Source organism: Amycolatopsis coloradensis (genome assembly GCF_037997115.1).
Classification (GTDB): Bacteria; Actinomycetota; Actinomycetes; order Mycobacteriales; family Pseudonocardiaceae; genus Amycolatopsis; species Amycolatopsis coloradensis_A.
Genome location: NZ_CP150484.1, coordinates 2727904 through 2745699, shown reverse-complemented (window position 1 = coordinate 2745699; position 17796 = coordinate 2727904). Strand labels below are relative to the sequence as shown.

Sequence of the window (17796 nt, the reverse complement as noted above, 5' to 3'; positions counted from 1 at the left end):
GAGCATCGATGACCACGCCACCCGGACCGCTGAGCCCGGAACAGCAACAGCAGATCGTCGCCCAGATCGGCAACGGTCTCGCGTCGATGGCCCCGCCCGGCTGGCGACGGCTGCGGACCGAGCACCGGGCCGTCGGGAGGCACCTCGAGACCGACGTGCTCATCACCGGACCGGACGGAACGACGCAGCCGATCGCGGCACCGCCGGAACTGGTCCAGCTCCTCGGCACGCTGCGGGCCGGGATGTACCAGCCCGGCCAGGGCACCTGGCTGGCCGCGACGCTGACCTTCGACGCCGCTCAAGGCACCTCCGTCGATTTCATGCTCGACCAGGAGCCCGCCTGGCGTCGCACTCCGCCGCCGATCGGCTTCCAGGACGAACTCCGGTTCTTCCCGCGGACCGACCAGTACATCCCGCCGTGGCTGCGACAGCGGGCAGGCCTGGCACCGGCGCTGGTGGCCACCCCGCCGGCGGACGCACCGGAAGCCTTGCGGTCTCCACGGGTCCATGACGGTCTCGACGAGTCGGGCCGCCCGGTGGTGAACCGTGAGCCGCTGTCCCCGGCCGAGCGGGACCGGGTGCTGCAGTACCTCGACGGCGCGCCGGTCGTGCTGGCGTCGCGGTCCTACGACGCCGACGCCTTCGACCCCGACAGGGAGCCGTTGGTGCCGCTGAACTTCCGCACGGACGGCCGGTGGTACTGGCCGGGCGCGGTCGCCTACTACCTGCGCGAGCACGACGTCGCTCCCGATCCCGAACTCCTCGGTCACATCCGGGCGTTGCGGTTCACCCTGCCCGAGGTCGGCGAGCCCGAACGGGAACTCGCGGTCGCCGCGATCACCGGTCCGCCGTCCACTTAGGACCCATTGATTTCGCGGCCGCATGATGCCACCTGACGGATACGTCACGTGACAAGTTCGCGGTCCGGGTACTCTTGACGGCGTCGGCGAAGGCGACCAGGGAGCGCGCATGGCACGGGGGAACATCGGCAGGGTCCGGGCGACCCGCTCCGCCGGGATGCTCCCGGTCGTGCTGGCACTCACCTCGGCCGCGCTGCTGACCGGCGCCGCCGTCTACACGGTCGACCGCGCCGGCTGCGTGGACCCGGGCCAGTACATCCGGCACGACAACCACATCGAGCTCGTCGGCGGCTGCGTCGACGGCTCGGAGCTGCCCGCCGCGCCGCAGGGGACTTCGCACGAGGCGGACGCCAAGAGCGGCGTCACGCCCAGCAACTTCCGCCCTTAACCGGGCGATTCCTCCCACCACACCGCGCTGACCAGCGCGAAAAGAGCAAGGGACCTTTGCTGTCATTTGCTTAGCATGGCTACGCGAACGACAGCAAAGGTCCCTTGCTCACTCTCTGGGCTCGGCGGCGGTCAGCCCAGGGCCTTGGCCAGATCGTCGACCAGGTCGCTGCCGTCCTCGATGCCGACGGACAGCCGCAGCAGATTGTCCGGCACCTCCAGGGTCGACCCGGCGGTGCTCGCGTGGGTCATCCGCCCCGGGTGCTCGATGAGCGATTCGATCCCGCCCAGCGACTCGGCGAGGATGAACAGCTTCGTTTTCGACGCGACGTCGAGCGCGGCCTGCTCGCCGTCGATGTGGGTGAACGAGATCATCCCGCCGAAGCGGCGCATCTGCTTCGAAGCGACCTCGTGGCCAGGGTGCTCCGGCAGGCCCGGGTAGTAGACACGATCGACCTTCGGGTGCTTCAGCAGCATCCGGGCGATCAGTTCGGCGTTGTCACTGTGCCGCTCCATCCGCAGCGCGAGCGTCTTGACCCCGCGCAGGGTCAGCCACGCGTCGAACGGGCCGGGTACCGCGCCCGCCGCGTTGCGCAGGTAGAACAGCTGCTCGCGCAACTCGTCCTCGTTCGTCAGGATCGCACCACCGACGACGTCGGAGTGCCCGCCGAGGTACTTGGTCGTCGAGTGCAGGACGACGTCGGCGCCCAGCGAAAGCGGGTTCTGCAGGTACGGGGTGGCGAAGGTGTTGTCGACGACCAGGCGGGCGCCGGCGCCGTGCGCGACCTCGGCCAACGCGGCGATGTCGGCGATCCCCAGCATGGGGTTCGTCGGCGACTCGCACCAGATCAGCTTCGTCTCCGGCCGGATCGCCGCGCGGACCTCGTCGATGTTCCCCAGGTCGGCGACCGTGTGCTCGACGCCCCACAGGCTGAGCACCTTGTCGATCAGCCGGAACGTGCCGCCGTACGCGTCGTTGCCGAGCACGAGGTGGTCTCCGGGCCGGAGGGTCGCCCGCAGCAGGACGTCACTGGCCGCCATACCCGACGCGTAGGCCAGACCGTGCCGCGCGCCTTCGAGCGCCGCCAGCGCGACCTCCAGCGCGGTGCGCGTCGGGTTCGCGGTGCGGGAGTACTCGTAGTCGCCTTCGCGCGTGCCGCCGACGCCGTCCTGCGCGTAAGTCGAGGTCTGATAGATCGGCACGATGACCGCGCCGGTCCGGGGATCAGGGGTCTGCCCGGCGTGGATCGCGCGCGTCTCGAAGCCCAGCAGAGAGTAATCGTCGGCCATACGGTCAAGGGTACGACCACCCGTGCGGGATCCCATCGTCTGGGATCGAACTCACCACTGCCCGGGTGGCTGTCCCTGCTGCTGGGCACCGGGAGCCGGCGGGTATCCGAAGTTCGGCGGCTGCACGGCGCCGTCGGCCTTCGGCTTGGCCGCCAGCCAGCGCGCCGTCGGCGACACCAGCGCCAGCACGAGGGTCGCGATCGCCGGGATCAGGACCACGAAGAGGAGCCAGCCGAAGCCGAAGTGCAGGCTCACCCCGCCGTACGAGAAGTAGAAATGCCCGATCGCCCGGAGCAGGAAGGTCAGCGCCACGAACCCGATGGCCGACGCGGCCCCGATCACGGTGAGCACCCGTCCGGCCCGCTTGCGCAGGAGCAGCATGATCCCGCCGCCCAAGAGCAAAGCCGTGCTGACGAGGTCCAGCGCCGCTCCGACCACCAGGAACGAAATGACGTAGTGGGACAGCTCGATGACGTGGGACGTCAGCCCGGCGAGGAACCAGAGCCCGCCGAGAACCGCGAGGATCCCGGCGATGATCGCGGTCGCGCCGCTCGGCTGCCGCATCGGCGGCGGGTAGGCACCGGGTGCCGGATAGCCCTGCGGTGGGTATTGCTGGAAGGTCATGTCTCCCCCTGTCGAATTCCTAGGCCGTGAAGTACGCCGGATCTCACCGTCCGCCCTGCTGGGGGAACTGGTTCTGCGGCCGGTACGGCTGCACCGGGGCGGGCCGCCAGCGCAGGTACCGGAAGGTCGGCGGAAGAACCGCCAGCAGGAGCGCGAGCAGTCCGAACACGACCATGGCCAGGCGGAGGACGCCGTCGAAGGTCGCGAACCGGAGCAGGATGTCGAGGTGGATCCGGTACGGCACGCGGAAAGCGATCGGCTCCAGCACGACGGCCAGGATGGCGAGCAGCGAGCCGAGGATCAGCAGGATGGCACCGATCAGCGAACGGAAGAACGTCGTCAACGCGCCCATCAGCAGGAACAACGCGGCGAGCAGGTACAGCACCAGTTCGACGAGCGCGAAGCCGGGCAGGTTCGAGAGGCTGAACCCCGACGGGAGCTCGATGAAGTAGCGGATCGGGATGAAGCCCGACGCGAGGGCCCCGACGAGGCCGAGCACGGCGGCGATGATCGCCGTCGCCCCGGAGGGCCGGGCCTGCGGAGCGGGATATCCGAAAGCCGGCGGTCCGGGCTGCTGGGCGGGATATCCGTACGGACCGGTCACGTCGCTCCCGTCGGCCAGGTGTGGGTTGACGGCGCTCACCCTAGCCCGCGGGACCTGGCCGCGGCAGGCGAATCGGGATACCCCGGCGAAAACGGGAACACCCCCGGCAGCGGCCGGGGGTGTTCCGAGTGAAACCGTTCAGTGGCGGCGAATCACCACTGCTGCGGGGGCTGACCGGGCTGCTGGCCCGGCTGGCCGAAACCACCGCTGGGCGGACCCTGCTGGCCGGGCTGCTGCCCGAAACCACCGGGCTGCTGCGGAGCCTGGCCGAAGCCGCCCTGCTGCTGGCCCGGCTGGGCGAAACCACCGCTGGGCGGACCCTGCTGGCCGGGCTGCTGCCCGAAACCACCGGGCTGCTGCCCCGGCTGCGGGAAACCACCCGAAGACGGCTGACCGGGCTGGCCGAAGCCACCCTGCGGCTGTCCGTACGGACCAGGCTGGCCCGGCTGACCGGGCTGGCCGAAGCCTCCCTGCGGCGGACCGCCGAAACCGCCGGGCTGGCCGCTCTGCGGGGCACCCAGCACCGAACCGCCGCCACCGAGACCCACGAACTGCGCGGTCGCCGGGATCAGGCCCAGCACACCGACGATCAGGATCACGATTCCGAGAAGCAGGTGCAGCAGGCCACCGCCGATACCGGCGCCTTCCCTGGCGGAAGGCGGCAGCTTCTCCAGGAAGTCCGACGACGGGGTCGAACCGACGAGCAGGAGGACGCCGAACAGCACCAGAAGCGCGCCACCGGCGGCGGCGACGATCGGCGCGATCTTCTTCACCGTGCCCGGGAGCTTGCCCGCGAGGGCGAGCCCGACACCACCGGCGAGCGAAACGAGCGATCCGACCAGAAGCATGATCACGTAGAACCACGTGGCGCCCGGACCGGCCACGCCCGCCTCGTCGAGGAACTTGTCGATCTGTTCCTGGTTCGGGGCGCTGTCGAAGACCTTCGAGTAGTCGCTCGCGTCACCGAAGTAGACGAACGACACGATCAAGGCGATCAGGCCGAGCAACGCCACGACGCCACCGGCGATGAACCCGAACATCGGGTTCCCGCCGCCACCGCCCGAGGCTGCGGGGCTGTAGCCCTGCGGCGGTCCGCCGAAACCGGGCTGCTGGCCGAAGCCGCCCTGCGGCGGTCCGCCGAAGCCCTGCTGCGGCTGGCCGAAACCAGGCTGCTGCTGGCCCTGCGAGGGGTCGAAGCCGCCCTGCTGGGGCTGGCCGAAGCCCTGCTGCTGACCGAAGCCGCCACCCTGGGCGCCGTAGGCACCGGCGGACGGGTTGTCGGCCGCGCTCGGCGGCGGGGCGTACGGGATGGCGGGCGGCTGCGAACCCGGCGGCACGAGCTGGGTGGACTCGGCGGTGGGGCTTTCCCCGCCGCCACTCACCGGCTGCACGACCTGGGTCGCGTTCGCGTCGTTGGAACCCGGCTGGACCGGCTGCACGACCTGCGTGGGCTCCGGCGTGTCGCCGAACCCGCCTCCCTGGGGCTGCTGCTCATAGGAGGGCTGCTGCCCGTACTGCGGTTGCCCGTAGTCGGGCTGGGCGGGCTGGCCGGGCTGCACCACCTGGGTCGGTTCCGGGGAACCGAACGGGTTGTCTTGCTGCGGCTGAGGGCCACTCGGGGGTCCCTGCGGTGGCTGGGCGCCACCCCAAGGCTGATTCGGTGGCTGCGGAGCACTCATTTGGGTCTTGAACCCCCTTGACGAGGACATAAAAGTTCAACTCACCGGACACGCTATCGGATAGCCGGTCGGACCGCTCGTAACGCCCCGGCCCGACCATCCGATGAAATGCCTCTTTACCGTCCCGCGAGAAACGCGAGCAGATCGTGCCGGGTGACGACCCCCGCCGGCTTGCCGTCGACCAGCACCAGCGCACCGTCCGCGCCCGAGAGCGCGTTCATCGCCACGCTCACCTGTTCACCGGCGCCGATGGTCGGCAGCGGGGGCGACATGTGCTGCTCGAGCCGGTCGGCCAGCTGGGCCTTGCCGGTGAAGAGCGCCTCGAGAAGGTCGCGTTCGTTGACCGCGCCGACGACTTCGGCCGCCATGACCGGCGGCTCCGCGCTGACCACGGGCATCTGGCTGACACCGAACTCGGAAAGGATCGCCACAGCTTCGGCGACGGTCTCGTTCGGGTGACTGTGCACCAGGCTGGGCAGCGAGCCGCTCTTCTTCGTCAGGACGTCGCCGACGGTCCTGCCGCTGGAGTCCGGCGGCAGGAAGCCGTAGGAGGACATCCAGCTGTCGTTGAACACCTTGGTGAGGTAGCCGCGGCCGCCGTCGGGCAGGAGCACGACGACGACGTCGTCCGGGCCGAGGCCCTCGGCGAGCTTGAGCGCCGCGGCGACGGCCATGCCACACGAGCCGCCGACGAGCAGCCCCTCTTCGAGCGCGAGGCGGCGGGTGATGTCGAAGGAGTCCGCGTCCGACACCGCGATGATCCGGTCGGCGATGTTCCGGTCGTAGGTGTCCGGCCAGAAATCCTCGCCGACGCCCTCGACCAGGTACGGCCGCCCGGATCCGCCGGAGTACACCGAGCCTTCGGGGTCCGCGCCGATGACCTGGACGCGGCCGTCGCTGACCTCCTTGAGGTACTTGCCGGTGCCCGAGATCGTGCCGCCGGTGCCGACGCCCGCGACGAAGTGCGTGATCTTGCCCTCGGTCTGGCGCCAGAGTTCCGGACCGGTCGAGTGGTAGTGGCTGGCGGGGTTCTCCGGATTGGCGTACTGGTTCGGCTTCCAGGCGCCCTCGATCTCACGCACGAGGCGGTCCGAGACGTTGTAGTAGGAGTCCGGGTGCTCCGGCGCGACCGCGGTCGGGCAGACCACGACGCGGGCACCGTAGGCCTTGAGCACGTTGCGCTTGTCCTCGCTGACCTTGTCCGGGCAGACGAACACGCACTTGTACCCCTTGCGCTGTGCCACCATGGCCAGCCCGACGCCGGTGTTGCCGGACGTCGGCTCGACGATGGTGCCGCCGGGCTTCAGCTCGCCGGACCGCTCCGCGGCTTCGATCATCCGCAGCGCGATGCGGTCCTTGACGCTGCCGCCGGGGTTGACGTACTCGACCTTGGCCAGGATGAGCGGCTGGAGCCCCTCGGCCAGTGCGTTCAGCTTGACCAGAGGGGTGTTGCCCACGAGGTCCACGATGTGCTCGACGTATTCCACTCCCACAGCCTAAACGCCGCAGGTCGCGATGTGTCCACTCGAACTCCGGCGTAAGGCGGTGCAGTCGGAAAGAGTGGCGTGGATCGCGTTCGCCTTTGACCCGCACCTCCCTCCGGTGGAGGATGCGAGGTGAGCAACCGCTTAGCGCGTGTCTGGATCGAAAACAAGGGAGTGTCGTTCCATGCCCGAAGCCGTCATCGTCTCCACCGCCCGATCCCCGATCGGCCGCGCCGGCAAGGGATCGCTGGTGAGCATCCGCCCGGACGACCTCGCCGCGCAGATGGTCCGCGCCGCGCTCGACAAGGTCCCCGAACTCGACCCGACGCAGATCGAAGACCTCATGCTGGGCTGTGGTCTCCCCGGCGGCGAGCAGGGCTTCAACATGGGCCGCGCCGTCGCCGTCGAACTCGGCTACGACCACCTGCCCGGCTGCACGATCACCCGGTACTGCTCGTCCAGCCTCCAGACCACCCGCATGGCGCTGCACGCGATCAAGGCGGGCGAAGGCGACGTATTCATCTCCGCCGGTGTCGAGACGGTTTCCCGCTTCGCCAACGGCAGCTCGGACTCCTGGCCGAACACGCACAACCCGCTGTTCGCCGACGCCGAGGCCCGTACCGCGCAGGTGGCGGCCGAGGGCGCCGACAGCTGGACGGACCCGCGCGAGAACGGCGCCCTGCCGGACGTCTACATCGCGATGGGCCAGACCGCCGAAAACCTGGCGCGGCTGAAGAACGTTTCGCGTGAGGAGATGGACGAGTTCGGCGTCCGCTCGCAGAACCTCGCCGAAAAGGCCATCGCGGACGGCTTCTGGGCCAAGGACATCACGCCGGTCACCCTGCCGGACGGCACCGTGGTCTCGAAGGACGACGGCCCGCGCGCCGGCGTCACCCTCGAAGGCGTCTCCGGTCTCAAGCCGGTCTTCCGCCCCGACGGCCGGATCACCGCGGGCAACTGCTGCCCGCTCAACGACGGCGCCGCCGCGGTGATCATCATGTCCGACACCAAGGCTCGCGAGCTGGGGCTGACGCCGCTCGCCCGCGTCGTCTCGACCGGCGTTTCGGGGCTGTCGCCGGAGATCATGGGCTACGGCCCGGTCGAGGCGTCGAAGCAGGCGCTCGCGCGGGCCGGGATGTCGATCGGCGACATCGACCTCGTCGAGATCAACGAGGCGTTCGCCGCGCAGGTCATCCCGTCGTACAAGGACCTCGGGATCGACCTCGACAAGCTGAACGTCAACGGCGGCGCGATCGCCGTCGGCCACCCGTTCGGCATGACCGGCGCGCGGATCACCTCCACGCTGATCAACTCGCTGCGCCACCACGACAAGCAGTTCGGGCTCGAGACGATGTGCGTCGGCGGCGGCCAGGGCATGGCGATGGTTCTGGAGCGCCTCTCCTGACCCGCTGACCTGCGGAAAGAGAGCAAGGGACCTTTGCTACCGCTTACTTAGCCACGCTAAGCGGGTGGTAGCAAAGGTCCCTTGCTCCTCTTCCGCGCCCTAGTGGGTCATGATCGGCGGTGCCGCCGCGGCCTCACCGTCGGCCGCGCCCTCCGGCAGCGCGGGCTTGGTCTTCGGCAGGAACGCCGCCGGGATCAGGCACAGCGCGAGCAGGATCATCGACCACAGGAACGTCGTCGAGAACGCATCCGCGGTCAGCCCCGAAGCCGCTTCGCGCGTCGCCGGGTTCATCACCGCGGCCGTCGCGGCCAGCTGCCCCTGGGCCGTCGGCACGCCGAACTTCCCGGCGAGCAGCGCCGCCAGGATGATCGACAGCACCGCCGAACCGATCGCCCCGGCGGTCTGCTGCAGGATGTTCGTCGCCGTCGACGCCTTCGCCATGTCCTCCGACTTGAGCGTCTGCAACGCGGCCGAGGTGATCGGCATCATCGTCGCGCCCATGCCGAGCCCCATCACGAACAGCGCCGAAAGCAGCAGCCAGTACGGCGTCGCCGCGGTGATCTGGGTGAAGGCGATCAGGCCGGCGAGCATCAGCACGAGACCGGGCAGCACGATCTTCCGCGCGCCGATCTTGTCCGCGAACCGGCCCGCGATCGGCATGGTCAGCATCGCGCCGACACCCTGCGGGGCGAGCAGCAGACCGGCGTTCATCGCCGATTCGCCGCGCGCCAGCACGAAATACGTCGGCAGGAGCAGCATCGCGCCGAAGAACGCGACGCAGAAGAAGGTCATCGTCACCATGGCGACGGAGAACGACCGGTTCTTGAACAGTTTCAGGTCGAGCAGCGGGTTCGTGACCCGGTTCGCCCGGACCACGAACGCCACCAGCAACGCGATCCCGGCCAGCGCGGGCAGCCAGACGTCCACCGCGCCGACACCGCCCGCCGCCGGGATGTTCGAAACACCGAAGATCAGCGCCGCCAGGCCGGGCGAGACCATCAGCATGCCGAGGAAATCGAAGCGTTCACTGGGCTCCGGCCGGTCCTTCGGCAGCAGGCGCCACGCCATGGCCATGGTGATCAGGCCGATCGGCACGTTGATGTAGAAGATCCAGCGCCAGCTCACCGCGTCGACCAGCCAGCCGCCGAGGATCGGGCCGCCGATCGGGCCGAGCAGCATCGGCACCCCGAGCACGCCCATCACGCGCCCGATCCGGTGCGGTCCGGCGGCCCTGGTCAGGATCGTCATGCCGGCGGGCATCAGCATGCCGCCGCCGAAGCCCTGCAGGACCCGGAAGACGATCAGCGATTCGACGTCCCAGGCCATGCCGGCGAGCATCGACCCGATCAGGAACAGCCCGATCGCGGTCATGTAGAGCCGTTTGGTGCCGAACCGGTCCGAAGCCCAGCCGGTGATCGGGATGACCGTCGCCAGGGCGAGCATGTAGCCGGTCGCGATCCACTGGATGGTGTCGAACGAGGTCTGGAACTCGATGGTCAGTTTCTGGAGCGCGACGTTGACGACCGTCGTGTCGAGGATCGCCATGATCGCGCCGAGGATGACGACGCCGGCGATCTTGAGCACGCCGGCGTCGAGTTTGTCGCCGCCCGGTGCGGCCGGGCTTTGCGTTGACATGAAAAATCCGTCCCTGATGCTCAGTGTCCCCCGGGACGCGACAACCCCCGCGGTCGCGACTACGGAATCGACGCCCGGCCTCGCGCCGAGCTCCCCAAACGAGCTTGTGCATTAATGCGCAAGCTCAGTACGTAGCCGAGGGTAGCCGAACACAGGTTTTACCTGCCAACTTTTTCCCCGTACGCGGACCTAAAGGGCGGACCCGCATACGTCGTGTCACGAAGAGTGATCAGCAGACGCTGTGCGTGGGAGCCGGGTTGCCGAGCCCGAACAGCGGTCGCAGCTTCAGCCCGATCCAGGTGCCGCCGAGCGCGAAGACGCCCCACANGAGCCCGAACAGCGGTCGCAGCTTCAGCCCGATCCAGGTGCCGCCGAGCGCGAAGACGCCCCACAGCCAGCCGTGCAGGCTGCCGACCGAGATGCCGCCGAGGTAGGCACCGATGTTGCACCCGCCCGCCATCCGCGCGCCGACGCCCATCAGGATCCCGCCGAGCACCGCGGCGACCGCGGTCCGCCACGGGATCGAACTGTGGATCTTCCACGCGCCCGCCGCCGCGGCCGCGACACCCGCGCCGATCATGATGCCGATGTCGGTGAGGCTGTTCTTGTCCTTCCAGATCGGCCCCGCCAGCGACGCCGCGTTCGCCTTGATCCGCCAGAACTCCCAGGTCTCGGGGTGCAGGCCGAACACCTGCAGGGTCTTGGCGCCCCACAGGCTGAACGCGCTCGTGACCCCCCAGATCCCGCCGGAGACCAGGAAGACCGCGCCCGCCAGCACCCCGAGCACGACGGCGCCGACGAGGATCGGCCAGGAGCCGCGGTAGATCCGGGCGAAACCGCGCGCGGTCGGCACGACGTCGACCGGCGGCGGGTTGCGGCGCTTCTGCACGAACCGGGTCCCCAGCACGATCGCGGCGAGGACGGCGACGGTGATCGCCCACGAACCGAACCAGCCGACATGGTCGGCGAGCAGGATGCCCTTGACTTCTGGCCAGCCCGACAGCAGCGGATACGCCCACGTGTAGAGGACGGACCCGGTGATGAAACCGCCGAGGGTCAGCACGATCGTCGACTGCCCGGAGCCGACCGCGAACAGCGTTCCCGAAGCGCACGCGCCACCCAGTTGCATGCCGATGGCGAAGATCGTCGCGCCGACGAACAGCGCGAGCCCAAGCCCACCCGCGGTCGGATTCGGCGAGCTGCCGAAGAGCCCGGATCCGGTGCCCACGATCAGCGCGATCAACGTCGCCGCCGTGCCGAGCAGCAGCGTGTGCGCCCGCAGGCCCTGGCCGTTCCCGACCGCGATCAGCTGGCGCCAGGCCGAAGTGAACCCGAAACGTGAGTGGAAGAGCGCGAGGCCGAGCAGCAGGCCGAGGATGAGCAGGACCCCGAATTTAGCCCCGTGCGCGGCCCAGACGTACCAGGTCAGCCCGACCGCGAGGGCACCCGCGACCGCCAGCGGCACGACCTTGACCGGCTCCTCAGGTTGCGGGACCGGGGCGGCGCAGGAGGTCGGGAAGTCGAGGAGTTTCTTCTCACCGGCTTGGGTTTCGGTCGTCGCCACCAGGACTCCAGGTCGATCGGCGGGGTTGGGGACGAGCAACGTTAGGACCGGTGGCGGCCCGGTCGCAGCCCGTCCCACTCTGTGCGACGAACGGCGGCGCGCGCAGGGCCGGATGGCGGCGGTAGCAAAGGTCCCTTGCTACTTGGTGCTCTTCACGCAGACCGTCGAGGGCGGTGTCGAGTAGCTCTTGAGATGAGTCGCGTCCGTGTCGTCACAGGTCGCGACACTGTCGACCACCTTCAGGACCTCCGCGTCCCGCGCGGGATCCGAGCAGGGCACCTTCTGGTAGGCCACGCTGTCGGCCAGGAAGTTCTCGAGACAGTCGCCCTGCTTGGCGTTGATCATCATGCAGAGCTTGTACGAGGCGAAGGTCCTGTCGACGGTGAGCTGGTCATACTCGCCCGCAGGGCAAGCTCCACCCGCGTCGGTCTTCGCGCCGGCCTTCGCGTTGGCCTCGGCCGAGCCGCAGTCCGCCTTGACCGGATCCTCGCCGATGTCACCGAAAGTGGTGACCGCGTAGCAGTCCCCCACCCGGACGTCGTCGGTGTTCGAGAGGTAGCCGACGATCCACGACGACGCGCTCAGCACCACGATCGCGACCGGCACCAGGAGGCCGACCCAGAACCACTTGGAACGCTTCGGCCTGGCGGGTTCGCCACTGTGCTCGGTCATGGGGTCAGCGTATTCGCGGCGACGAAAAAGGGCGCCCCGATCGCTCGGAGCGCCCTTTCACGAAAGCCCGGGTCAGTCGTTTTGGAAGTACGACAACAGCCGCAGGATCTCGAGGTACAGCCAGACCAGGGTGGTCATGAGACCGAAGGCGGCGAACCACGCCCACTTCGACGGCATGCCTTCGCGGATCATCCGGTCGGCCTGGTCGAAGTCGAGCAGGAAGCTGAACGCCGCGACACCGATCACCACGAGGCTGAAGATGATCGCGATCGGCCCGCCGTCACGCAGCGGGTTGAAGCCGAAGAAGCTGGTGATGAGGTTGACCAGCATCAGGATCGCGACACCGACGACGGCGCCGATGATCCACTTCGTCAGCTTCGGGGTGACCTTGACCGCGCCGGTCTTGTAGACGACCAGCATCGCGATGAAGACACCCGCGGTACCGATGATCGCCTGCAGCGCGATACCGGGGTACAGCGCCTCGAAAAGACCGCTGATCGCACCGAGGAAGACACCCTCGGCGGCCGAGTACGCCAGCGTGAGCGGACCGCTCGGCTTCTGCTTGAAGATGATCACGAGCGAGATCACGAGGCCGACGATCATGCCGCCGACGAGCGCGCCGATCACGCCGCCGCTGATACCGGTGATCCGGCCCGCGGCGTCCACGGGCAGCTGGCTGATCGCCCAGATCGCGGTGAGCACACCGGTCACCAGCGCGGTGCCGAGGCTCAGCGCCGTCTTGATGACGACGTCGTCGACGGTCATCGGACGGTCGTCGGCACCGGCGGAGGTCTGCGGAGGGCCGTAGCCGGGCACGCCGCCCTGGGGTTGGTTGAAGCCTACGTTGGGTCCGTACTGCGCCGCGCCACGCGGCAGGTTCCGGAACGCCGGGTTGCTACTGGATCGCACCTGATCCTCCTGGATCTACTGGCACCTGCATCGGGTTCAACGACCGCGTGGGCCGCCCGGTTCCCGTCGAAGTAAAGACGACTTTACTCACAATCGGCGCGACGCCCATCCCCCACACCGTATGCGGCGGAGATCACCGACCGTTCACCGATACCCCACCTGATGCCGTATTGCCAAAACCGCTGATCACCCGCCACCCTCCACGTTACGTGTTCGGATAATCACCGAAGGCGTGTCGGGGAACCTATCGATCGTGTGACCTGCGCCGACGTAAATGCGCCGGGGCGGAGCACGACCAAAGGAGTCAACACACCATGGGGTGGACCACACGCCCGAGCGTGCGTTCGCGCGCCTTGACCAGCCTGATCGCGACGTGCCTGCTCGGCGCCTTATCCGCCACCGTCGCGGTGACACCGGCTTCGGCCGCCAAAGAGGAAGGCGTCGGCTACCAGGTCACGCCAGGCCAGACGGTCGACAACAAGCCCAGGGAACGCGACTGGCTGGGCTCGTACGTCGTCAACGGCAAGCACGTGTTCTGCGTGAGCTACCAGCTCAAGGCGCCGGACACCAACGAGCAGTACAAACCCGGGGACGAACTGCTCGACAAGTGGAAGCAGAAACTGCCCGACGACATCGCGGCCAACATCTCCTACCTGCTGCTGCGCTATGGCGGCACCAAGGACAACGCCGAGGCCGCCGCGCTCGCGCACCTGCTGCACTCGTGGACGTCGAAGCCGCGCTCCAACGCGGATCTCGACCCGAAGCGCGGCCCGGACGAGATCGGCTACGACGTCGAGGGCCAACTCGCCAAGCTGAAGGCGCAGAAACCCGACGCCGCCGCGGCCGTCGAGAAGCTGACCAAGGACGCCGAAGCCAACCGCGGCCCGTGGACCACCGCGATCACGCCGCCGAAGGAAGACCAGCACATCGGCACCGCCGGCGAGTGGACCATCAGCGTCAAGAACGCCAAGGGCAAGGGCGTCTCCGGCGTGCCCGTGCAGCTCACGCCCTCGAACGCGACAGTCGACAGCGGCGAGAACACCAAGCCCGCCTCGACCTCGAACGCCAAGGCCGAGAAGGCCACCACGGTGAAGACGGGCGAGGACGGCACCGTCACGGTCAAGGTGACACCGACCGGTGACCAGCCGAAGCTGGCCAGCTCGCTGTCCGCCCCGGCGGACCGGCCGTACGTGCAGTTCCCGGTCGAGACCGGGGTGCAGAAGGTCGTCTCGACCGGCGGTGAGAAGGAACTGAAGGCCCAAGGTGTCGCGGTCGTTTCGAAGCCGGGCAAGGTCCAGGTGACGAAGGTCGACGCGAAGACCGACAAGGGCGTGGCGGGCGCCGTGCTGCGGATCACCGCGAAGGACAAGACGACGGCCGCGGTCGGGCACGACGGCAAACCCCTCAACGGCGCCGACGGCAAACCCGCCGTCGTCACCACCGAAGGCGAGAACGGCACCGTCACCGTGGAGAACCTGCGGACCCCGCAGGAGATCTGCGTGGTCGAGGTCAGTGCGCCGCCGGGCTACACCAACGCCTTCGACCCGAAGAATCCGCCGTCCGCCTGCGGTGAGGTCAAACCGGGTGAGACGCTGACGCTCAAGGTCGCCAACACGCCCAACGAGGTACCGCGCACCATCCCCGCCGGCGACCGGCCGGTGGCGATGATGCAGGGCACCGTCGAGAACTCGGCGTCGACCGCCGGCATCCTCGGTGTCGGCGCGCTCGCGCTGCTCGGTTCGCTGATGGTGGGCGTGGCCGCGCGGCGGTCTTCGCGACGCTAAGAGGTTCTGGGATGTCAGTACGACGCGGGTTCGCGCTGGGAGCCGTCACGGTCCTGTGCGCGGACCTCGTCGCGGCCCTGCTCATCTGGCCGCCGACGACAGTGGTGACGGGGACGGCCCAGGCCGTCTCCGTCTCGGTCGCGGGGGGCGCTCCGGCCGCTCCCGCGCAACAGGAGGTCCCGCCTCCGCCGGACGTCGTCCCCACGACTCCGACGGCCACTCCGCCGGTGTCGAAGGAGCCCGAAGCCCCGAAACCGCAGGGGCCGGGGACGATCCGGCTGCCCGCGGGCGGTGCCGCGAAACTCGTGCGCAAGGAACTCGGGCCGGGCGCGGAGCTTCCCGTGCCGGAGAATCTCGGCGAGGTGACCTGGTGGGGCGCCGAACTGAGCGCGGCCACCGGTGCGAGCGTGTTCGCGGGCCACGTGAACTGGAAGGGCGCGACGGGTCCGTTCGCGGAACTGTGGACCGAACGGATCGGCGGCACCGTCACCGTGGTCGACAAGGCGGGCAAGTCCTGGCAGTACAAGGTCTCCCAGCTGATCACGCTGAAGAAGAACGAACTGCCGCAGCGGGCGGACGAGCTGTTCGGCCAGTCCGGTCCACATCGGATAGTTCTCGTCACCTGCGGCGGCCGCTGGGTCGGCGGGGAGACCGGTTACGCCGAGAACCGGGTCGTCATCGCCGACCCCGCCTAATTACCCGTGAGTAACTTCACCGGTGTCGTGGTGGTCCTCGCCGTCCTGATGCAGCAGAATGCCGGGGGACGCGGGCGAGCACGGTGAAGGGTGAGGCGAATGGCGACTTTTCTGGTGACCGGGGCGACCGGGCTGATCGGGCGCCAATTCACCCGGCTGCTGCTCACCAGGGACGACGTCGACGAGGTCGCGCTCGTCGTCCGGGCGTCCTCGCGGGACAAACTCGCCAAACTCGTGAACGCCTGGCCGCATCCGGAACGCGTCACCCTCGTCACCGGTGACCTCGGCGAGCCACTGCTCGGCGTCTCCCGGGAGGACCGTGAGCGGCTTCGCGGCGTCGATCACATCGTCCACCTCGCCGCCCTGTACGACCTCACCGCCGACGACGAAGCCAGCATCAAGGCCAACGTCGAGGGCACCGCGCAGGTGATCGCGCTCGCCGCCGATCTGAACGCGGGCTGCCTGCACCACGTGTCCTCGGTCGCCGTCGCCGGTGACCACGAGGGCATGTTCACCGAAGAGATGTTCGACGTCGGCCAGCGGCTCGTCACGCCGTACCACCGCACGAAGTTCGAGGCGGAGCGCCTCGTGCGCGAGCAGCAGGACGTGCCGTGGCGGGTGTACCGGCCCGCGGTCGTCGTCGGGAACTCCGAGACCGGCGAAATGGACAAGATCGACGGCCCGTACTACCTGTTCCCCGCGATCAGCAGGCTCGCCGGGCTGCCCGACGTGCCGATCGTCGGCCCCGACCTCGGCGACACCAATGTCGTCCCGGTCGACTACGTCGCCGAATCGCTGAACGCCCTGATCACCACGAACGGGCTCGACGGGCGCGCGTTCCACCTGGTCAACCCGGAACCGCAGCCGGTCGTCTCGGTCTACAACGCGTTCGCGAAGGCGGCGGGTGCGCCGACCATCTCCGTACAGCTCAACGAACGCGTGTCCAAGGGCATCGTCAACCTGGTGAAACTGAGCGAGCACATCCCCGGCTTCACGATCGCGCGTGACGCCGTGCTGGAGCGGCTCGGGATCCCGCCGGTGCTGCTGGAGACCATGGCGTTCCCGTCGGTTTTCTCCTCTGCGTCGACGCGCAAGGCACTCATCGGTTCGGGCGTCGAGGTGCCCCGGATCGAGGACTACGCGCCCACCCTGTGGCGCTACTGGCGAGAGCACCTGGACCCGTTCCGCGCCCGCAAGCACGGCCCGCGCGGCGAACTGGACGGCCGTCGCGTGATCATCACCGGCGCCTCTTCGGGCATCGGCCGGGCGACCGCGATCAAGGTCGCCGCCGCGGGCGGGGTGCCGCTGCTCGTGGCACGGCGGCAGCACGAACTCGAAGAAGTGCGGGACGAGATCATCGCCGCGGGCGGCACCGCGTCGGTGTACCCGGCCGACCTGACCGACGAGGAATCGGTGCACAAGGCCGTCGACGCGATGCTCGCCGAGCACGGCCGGATCGACATGCTCGTGAACAACGCCGGCCGGTCGATCCGGCGGTCGATCAAACTGTCGTACGACCGGTTCCACGACTACGAACGCGCGATGGCAATCAATTACTTCGGCGCGGTGCGGCTGATCCTCGCGGTGCTGCCGCATATGTCCGAGCGGAAGTTCGGGCATATCGTCAACGTCTCGTCGATCGGCGTCCAGGGAATCGCGCCGCGTTTTTCGGCGTATGCGGCGTCGAAGGCCGCATTGGACTATTTCTCCCGGATCGCCGCGACCGAGACCCACGGCGACGGAATCACCTTCACGACCATCCACATGCCACTCGTGCGTACGCCGATGATCCGGCCGACGAAGATCTACGACGCGTTCCCGACCAAATCCCCGGATCAGGCGGCGGACATGGTGATGAAGGCGCTGAGGGAGCGTCCGAAGCACATCGGCACGCCCGCCGGGCAGGCGATCGGGCTCGCGTACACACTCACGCCGGCACTCACGGATGCCGTGGCCTACCAAGGATTCCGGGTGTTCCCGGATTCCGCGGCCGCGGGCGGCGAAGGCGGGCTCAAGATCGGGAAGGGCGAGCAGCATCTGTCTCGTGCGGCGATGGCGCTCGCCCGGCTCAGCCGCGGCTTCCATTGGTGACACTGCGCACACGGGTGGCGGCCGTTCAGGTGAGGGATCGCAGCTGAGAGCCGACACACGTCGGTGAATCACGAAGCCTGACAACGGCGACACCGGGTACGCAGGTACCGTCG

The 17796-nt window shown here is 68.8% G+C and carries 15 protein-coding genes; 6 read left to right on the top strand and 9 right to left on the bottom strand.

From position 1 onward, the window contains the following. Positions 1 to 8 precede the first annotated feature (8 nt). Together LCL61_RS13030 and LCL61_RS13025 are read left to right on the top strand one after the other, a co-directional pair. A complete protein-coding gene (locus tag LCL61_RS13030) occupies positions 9 to 860 on the top strand; it encodes a ferredoxin (protein WP_340687079.1) in 852 nt (283 codons plus the stop codon). A 109-nt stretch (positions 861 to 969) separates the two neighbouring features. Next, on the top strand, positions 970 to 1248 hold the full coding sequence (locus LCL61_RS13025) for a hypothetical protein (protein ID WP_016337207.1): 279 nt from the start codon (positions 970 to 972) through the stop codon (positions 1246 to 1248). A gap of 131 nt (positions 1249 to 1379) precedes the next feature. Here LCL61_RS13025 and LCL61_RS13020 read toward each other — a convergent pair whose 3' ends face one another. The 5 genes from LCL61_RS13020 to LCL61_RS13000 form a co-directional block, all read right to left on the bottom strand. Beyond that, the gene (locus tag LCL61_RS13020; protein ID WP_340687078.1) at positions 1380 to 2537 is read right to left on the bottom strand and encodes a cystathionine gamma-synthase; all 1158 of its coding nucleotides are present in this window, start codon (positions 2535 to 2537) and stop codon (positions 1380 to 1382) included. Between the two features lie 51 nt (positions 2538 to 2588). Continuing rightward, positions 2589 to 3161, bottom strand: coding sequence for a hypothetical protein (locus tag LCL61_RS13015; RefSeq protein ID WP_340687077.1), 573 nt, complete (start codon positions 3159 to 3161; stop codon positions 2589 to 2591). Between the two features lie 43 nt (positions 3162 to 3204). Next, positions 3205 to 3765, bottom strand: coding sequence for a hypothetical protein (locus tag LCL61_RS13010; RefSeq protein WP_340687076.1), 561 nt, complete (start codon positions 3763 to 3765; stop codon positions 3205 to 3207). 152 nt (positions 3766 to 3917) lie between these two features. After that, positions 3918 to 5327, bottom strand: a complete 1410-nt coding sequence (locus tag LCL61_RS13005; RefSeq protein WP_340687075.1) for a hypothetical protein — start codon at positions 5325 to 5327, stop codon at positions 3918 to 3920. Between the two features lie 233 nt (positions 5328 to 5560). Continuing rightward, positions 5561 to 6931 (bottom strand): cystathionine beta-synthase, encoded by a 1371-nt coding sequence (locus LCL61_RS13000; protein ID WP_219148392.1) that lies wholly within the window; start codon positions 6929 to 6931, stop codon positions 5561 to 5563. 181 nt (positions 6932 to 7112) lie between these two features. Here LCL61_RS13000 and LCL61_RS12995 point away from each other — a divergent pair, with 181 nt between their 5' ends. Then, the gene (locus LCL61_RS12995) at positions 7113 to 8333 is read left to right on the top strand and encodes an acetyl-CoA C-acetyltransferase (RefSeq protein WP_340687074.1); all 1221 of its coding nucleotides are present in this window, start codon (positions 7113 to 7115) and stop codon (positions 8331 to 8333) included. A 99-nt stretch (positions 8334 to 8432) separates the two neighbouring features. Here LCL61_RS12995 and LCL61_RS12990 read toward each other — a convergent pair whose 3' ends face one another. The 4 genes from LCL61_RS12990 to LCL61_RS12975 form a co-directional block, all read right to left on the bottom strand. Continuing rightward, positions 8433 to 9968 (bottom strand): DHA2 family efflux MFS transporter permease subunit, encoded by a 1536-nt coding sequence (locus LCL61_RS12990; protein WP_340687073.1) that lies wholly within the window; start codon positions 9966 to 9968, stop codon positions 8433 to 8435. A 229-nt stretch (positions 9969 to 10197) separates the two neighbouring features. Then, a complete protein-coding gene (locus LCL61_RS12985) occupies positions 10198 to 11532 on the bottom strand; it encodes a YeeE/YedE family protein (RefSeq protein ID WP_340687072.1) in 1335 nt (444 codons plus the stop codon). A gap of 138 nt (positions 11533 to 11670) precedes the next feature. Next, entirely contained in the window at positions 11671 to 12204 is a 534-nt protein-coding gene (locus LCL61_RS12980; RefSeq protein WP_340687071.1) for an LppU/SCO3897 family protein, read from the bottom strand. Positions 12205 to 12276: 72 nt separating this feature from the next. Further along, a complete protein-coding gene (locus LCL61_RS12975; protein WP_340687070.1) occupies positions 12277 to 13113 on the bottom strand; it encodes a Bax inhibitor-1/YccA family protein in 837 nt (278 codons plus the stop codon). A gap of 314 nt (positions 13114 to 13427) precedes the next feature. On the opposite strand from LCL61_RS12975, the gene LCL61_RS12970 reads away from it, so the two are divergent. The 3 genes from LCL61_RS12970 to LCL61_RS12960 all read left to right on the top strand — a co-directional run bounded on the left by LCL61_RS12970 (position 13428) and on the right by LCL61_RS12960 (position 17683). Beyond that, a complete protein-coding gene (locus LCL61_RS12970) occupies positions 13428 to 14897 on the top strand; it encodes a SpaA isopeptide-forming pilin-related protein (RefSeq protein ID WP_340687069.1) in 1470 nt (489 codons plus the stop codon). Between the two features lie 11 nt (positions 14898 to 14908). Further along, positions 14909 to 15592, top strand: coding sequence for a class F sortase (locus LCL61_RS12965; RefSeq protein ID WP_340687068.1), 684 nt, complete (start codon positions 14909 to 14911; stop codon positions 15590 to 15592). A gap of 99 nt (positions 15593 to 15691) precedes the next feature. Beyond that, the gene (locus tag LCL61_RS12960; protein WP_340687067.1) at positions 15692 to 17683 is read left to right on the top strand and encodes an SDR family oxidoreductase; all 1992 of its coding nucleotides are present in this window, start codon (positions 15692 to 15694) and stop codon (positions 17681 to 17683) included. Positions 17684 to 17796 lie beyond the last annotated feature (113 nt).

Excerpts from the sequence above, each read along its gene's own strand:
- LCL61_RS13030 (WP_340687079.1), top strand. The coding sequence starts at position 9 with ATGACCACGCCACCCGGACCGCTGAGCCCGGAACAGCAACAGCAGATC.
- LCL61_RS13025 (WP_016337207.1), top strand. The coding sequence starts at position 970 with ATGGCACGGGGGAACATCGGCAGGGTCCGGGCGACCCGCTCCGCCGGG.
- LCL61_RS13020 (WP_340687078.1), bottom strand. The coding sequence starts at position 2,537 with ATGGCCGACGATTACTCTCTGCTGGGCTTCGAGACGCGCGCGATCCAC.
- LCL61_RS13015 (WP_340687077.1), bottom strand. The coding sequence starts at position 3,161 with ATGACCTTCCAGCAATACCCACCGCAGGGCTATCCGGCACCCGGTGCC.
- LCL61_RS12995 (WP_340687074.1), top strand. The coding sequence starts at position 7,113 with ATGCCCGAAGCCGTCATCGTCTCCACCGCCCGATCCCCGATCGGCCGC.
- LCL61_RS12990 (WP_340687073.1), bottom strand. The coding sequence starts at position 9,968 with ATGTCAACGCAAAGCCCGGCCGCACCGGGCGGCGACAAACTCGACGCC.
- LCL61_RS12980 (WP_340687071.1), bottom strand. The coding sequence starts at position 12,204 with ATGACCGAGCACAGTGGCGAACCCGCCAGGCCGAAGCGTTCCAAGTGG.
- LCL61_RS12970 (WP_340687069.1), top strand. The coding sequence starts at position 13,428 with ATGGGGTGGACCACACGCCCGAGCGTGCGTTCGCGCGCCTTGACCAGC.
- LCL61_RS12965 (WP_340687068.1), top strand. The coding sequence starts at position 14,909 with ATGTCAGTACGACGCGGGTTCGCGCTGGGAGCCGTCACGGTCCTGTGC.
- LCL61_RS12960 (WP_340687067.1), top strand. The coding sequence starts at position 15,692 with ATGGCGACTTTTCTGGTGACCGGGGCGACCGGGCTGATCGGGCGCCAA.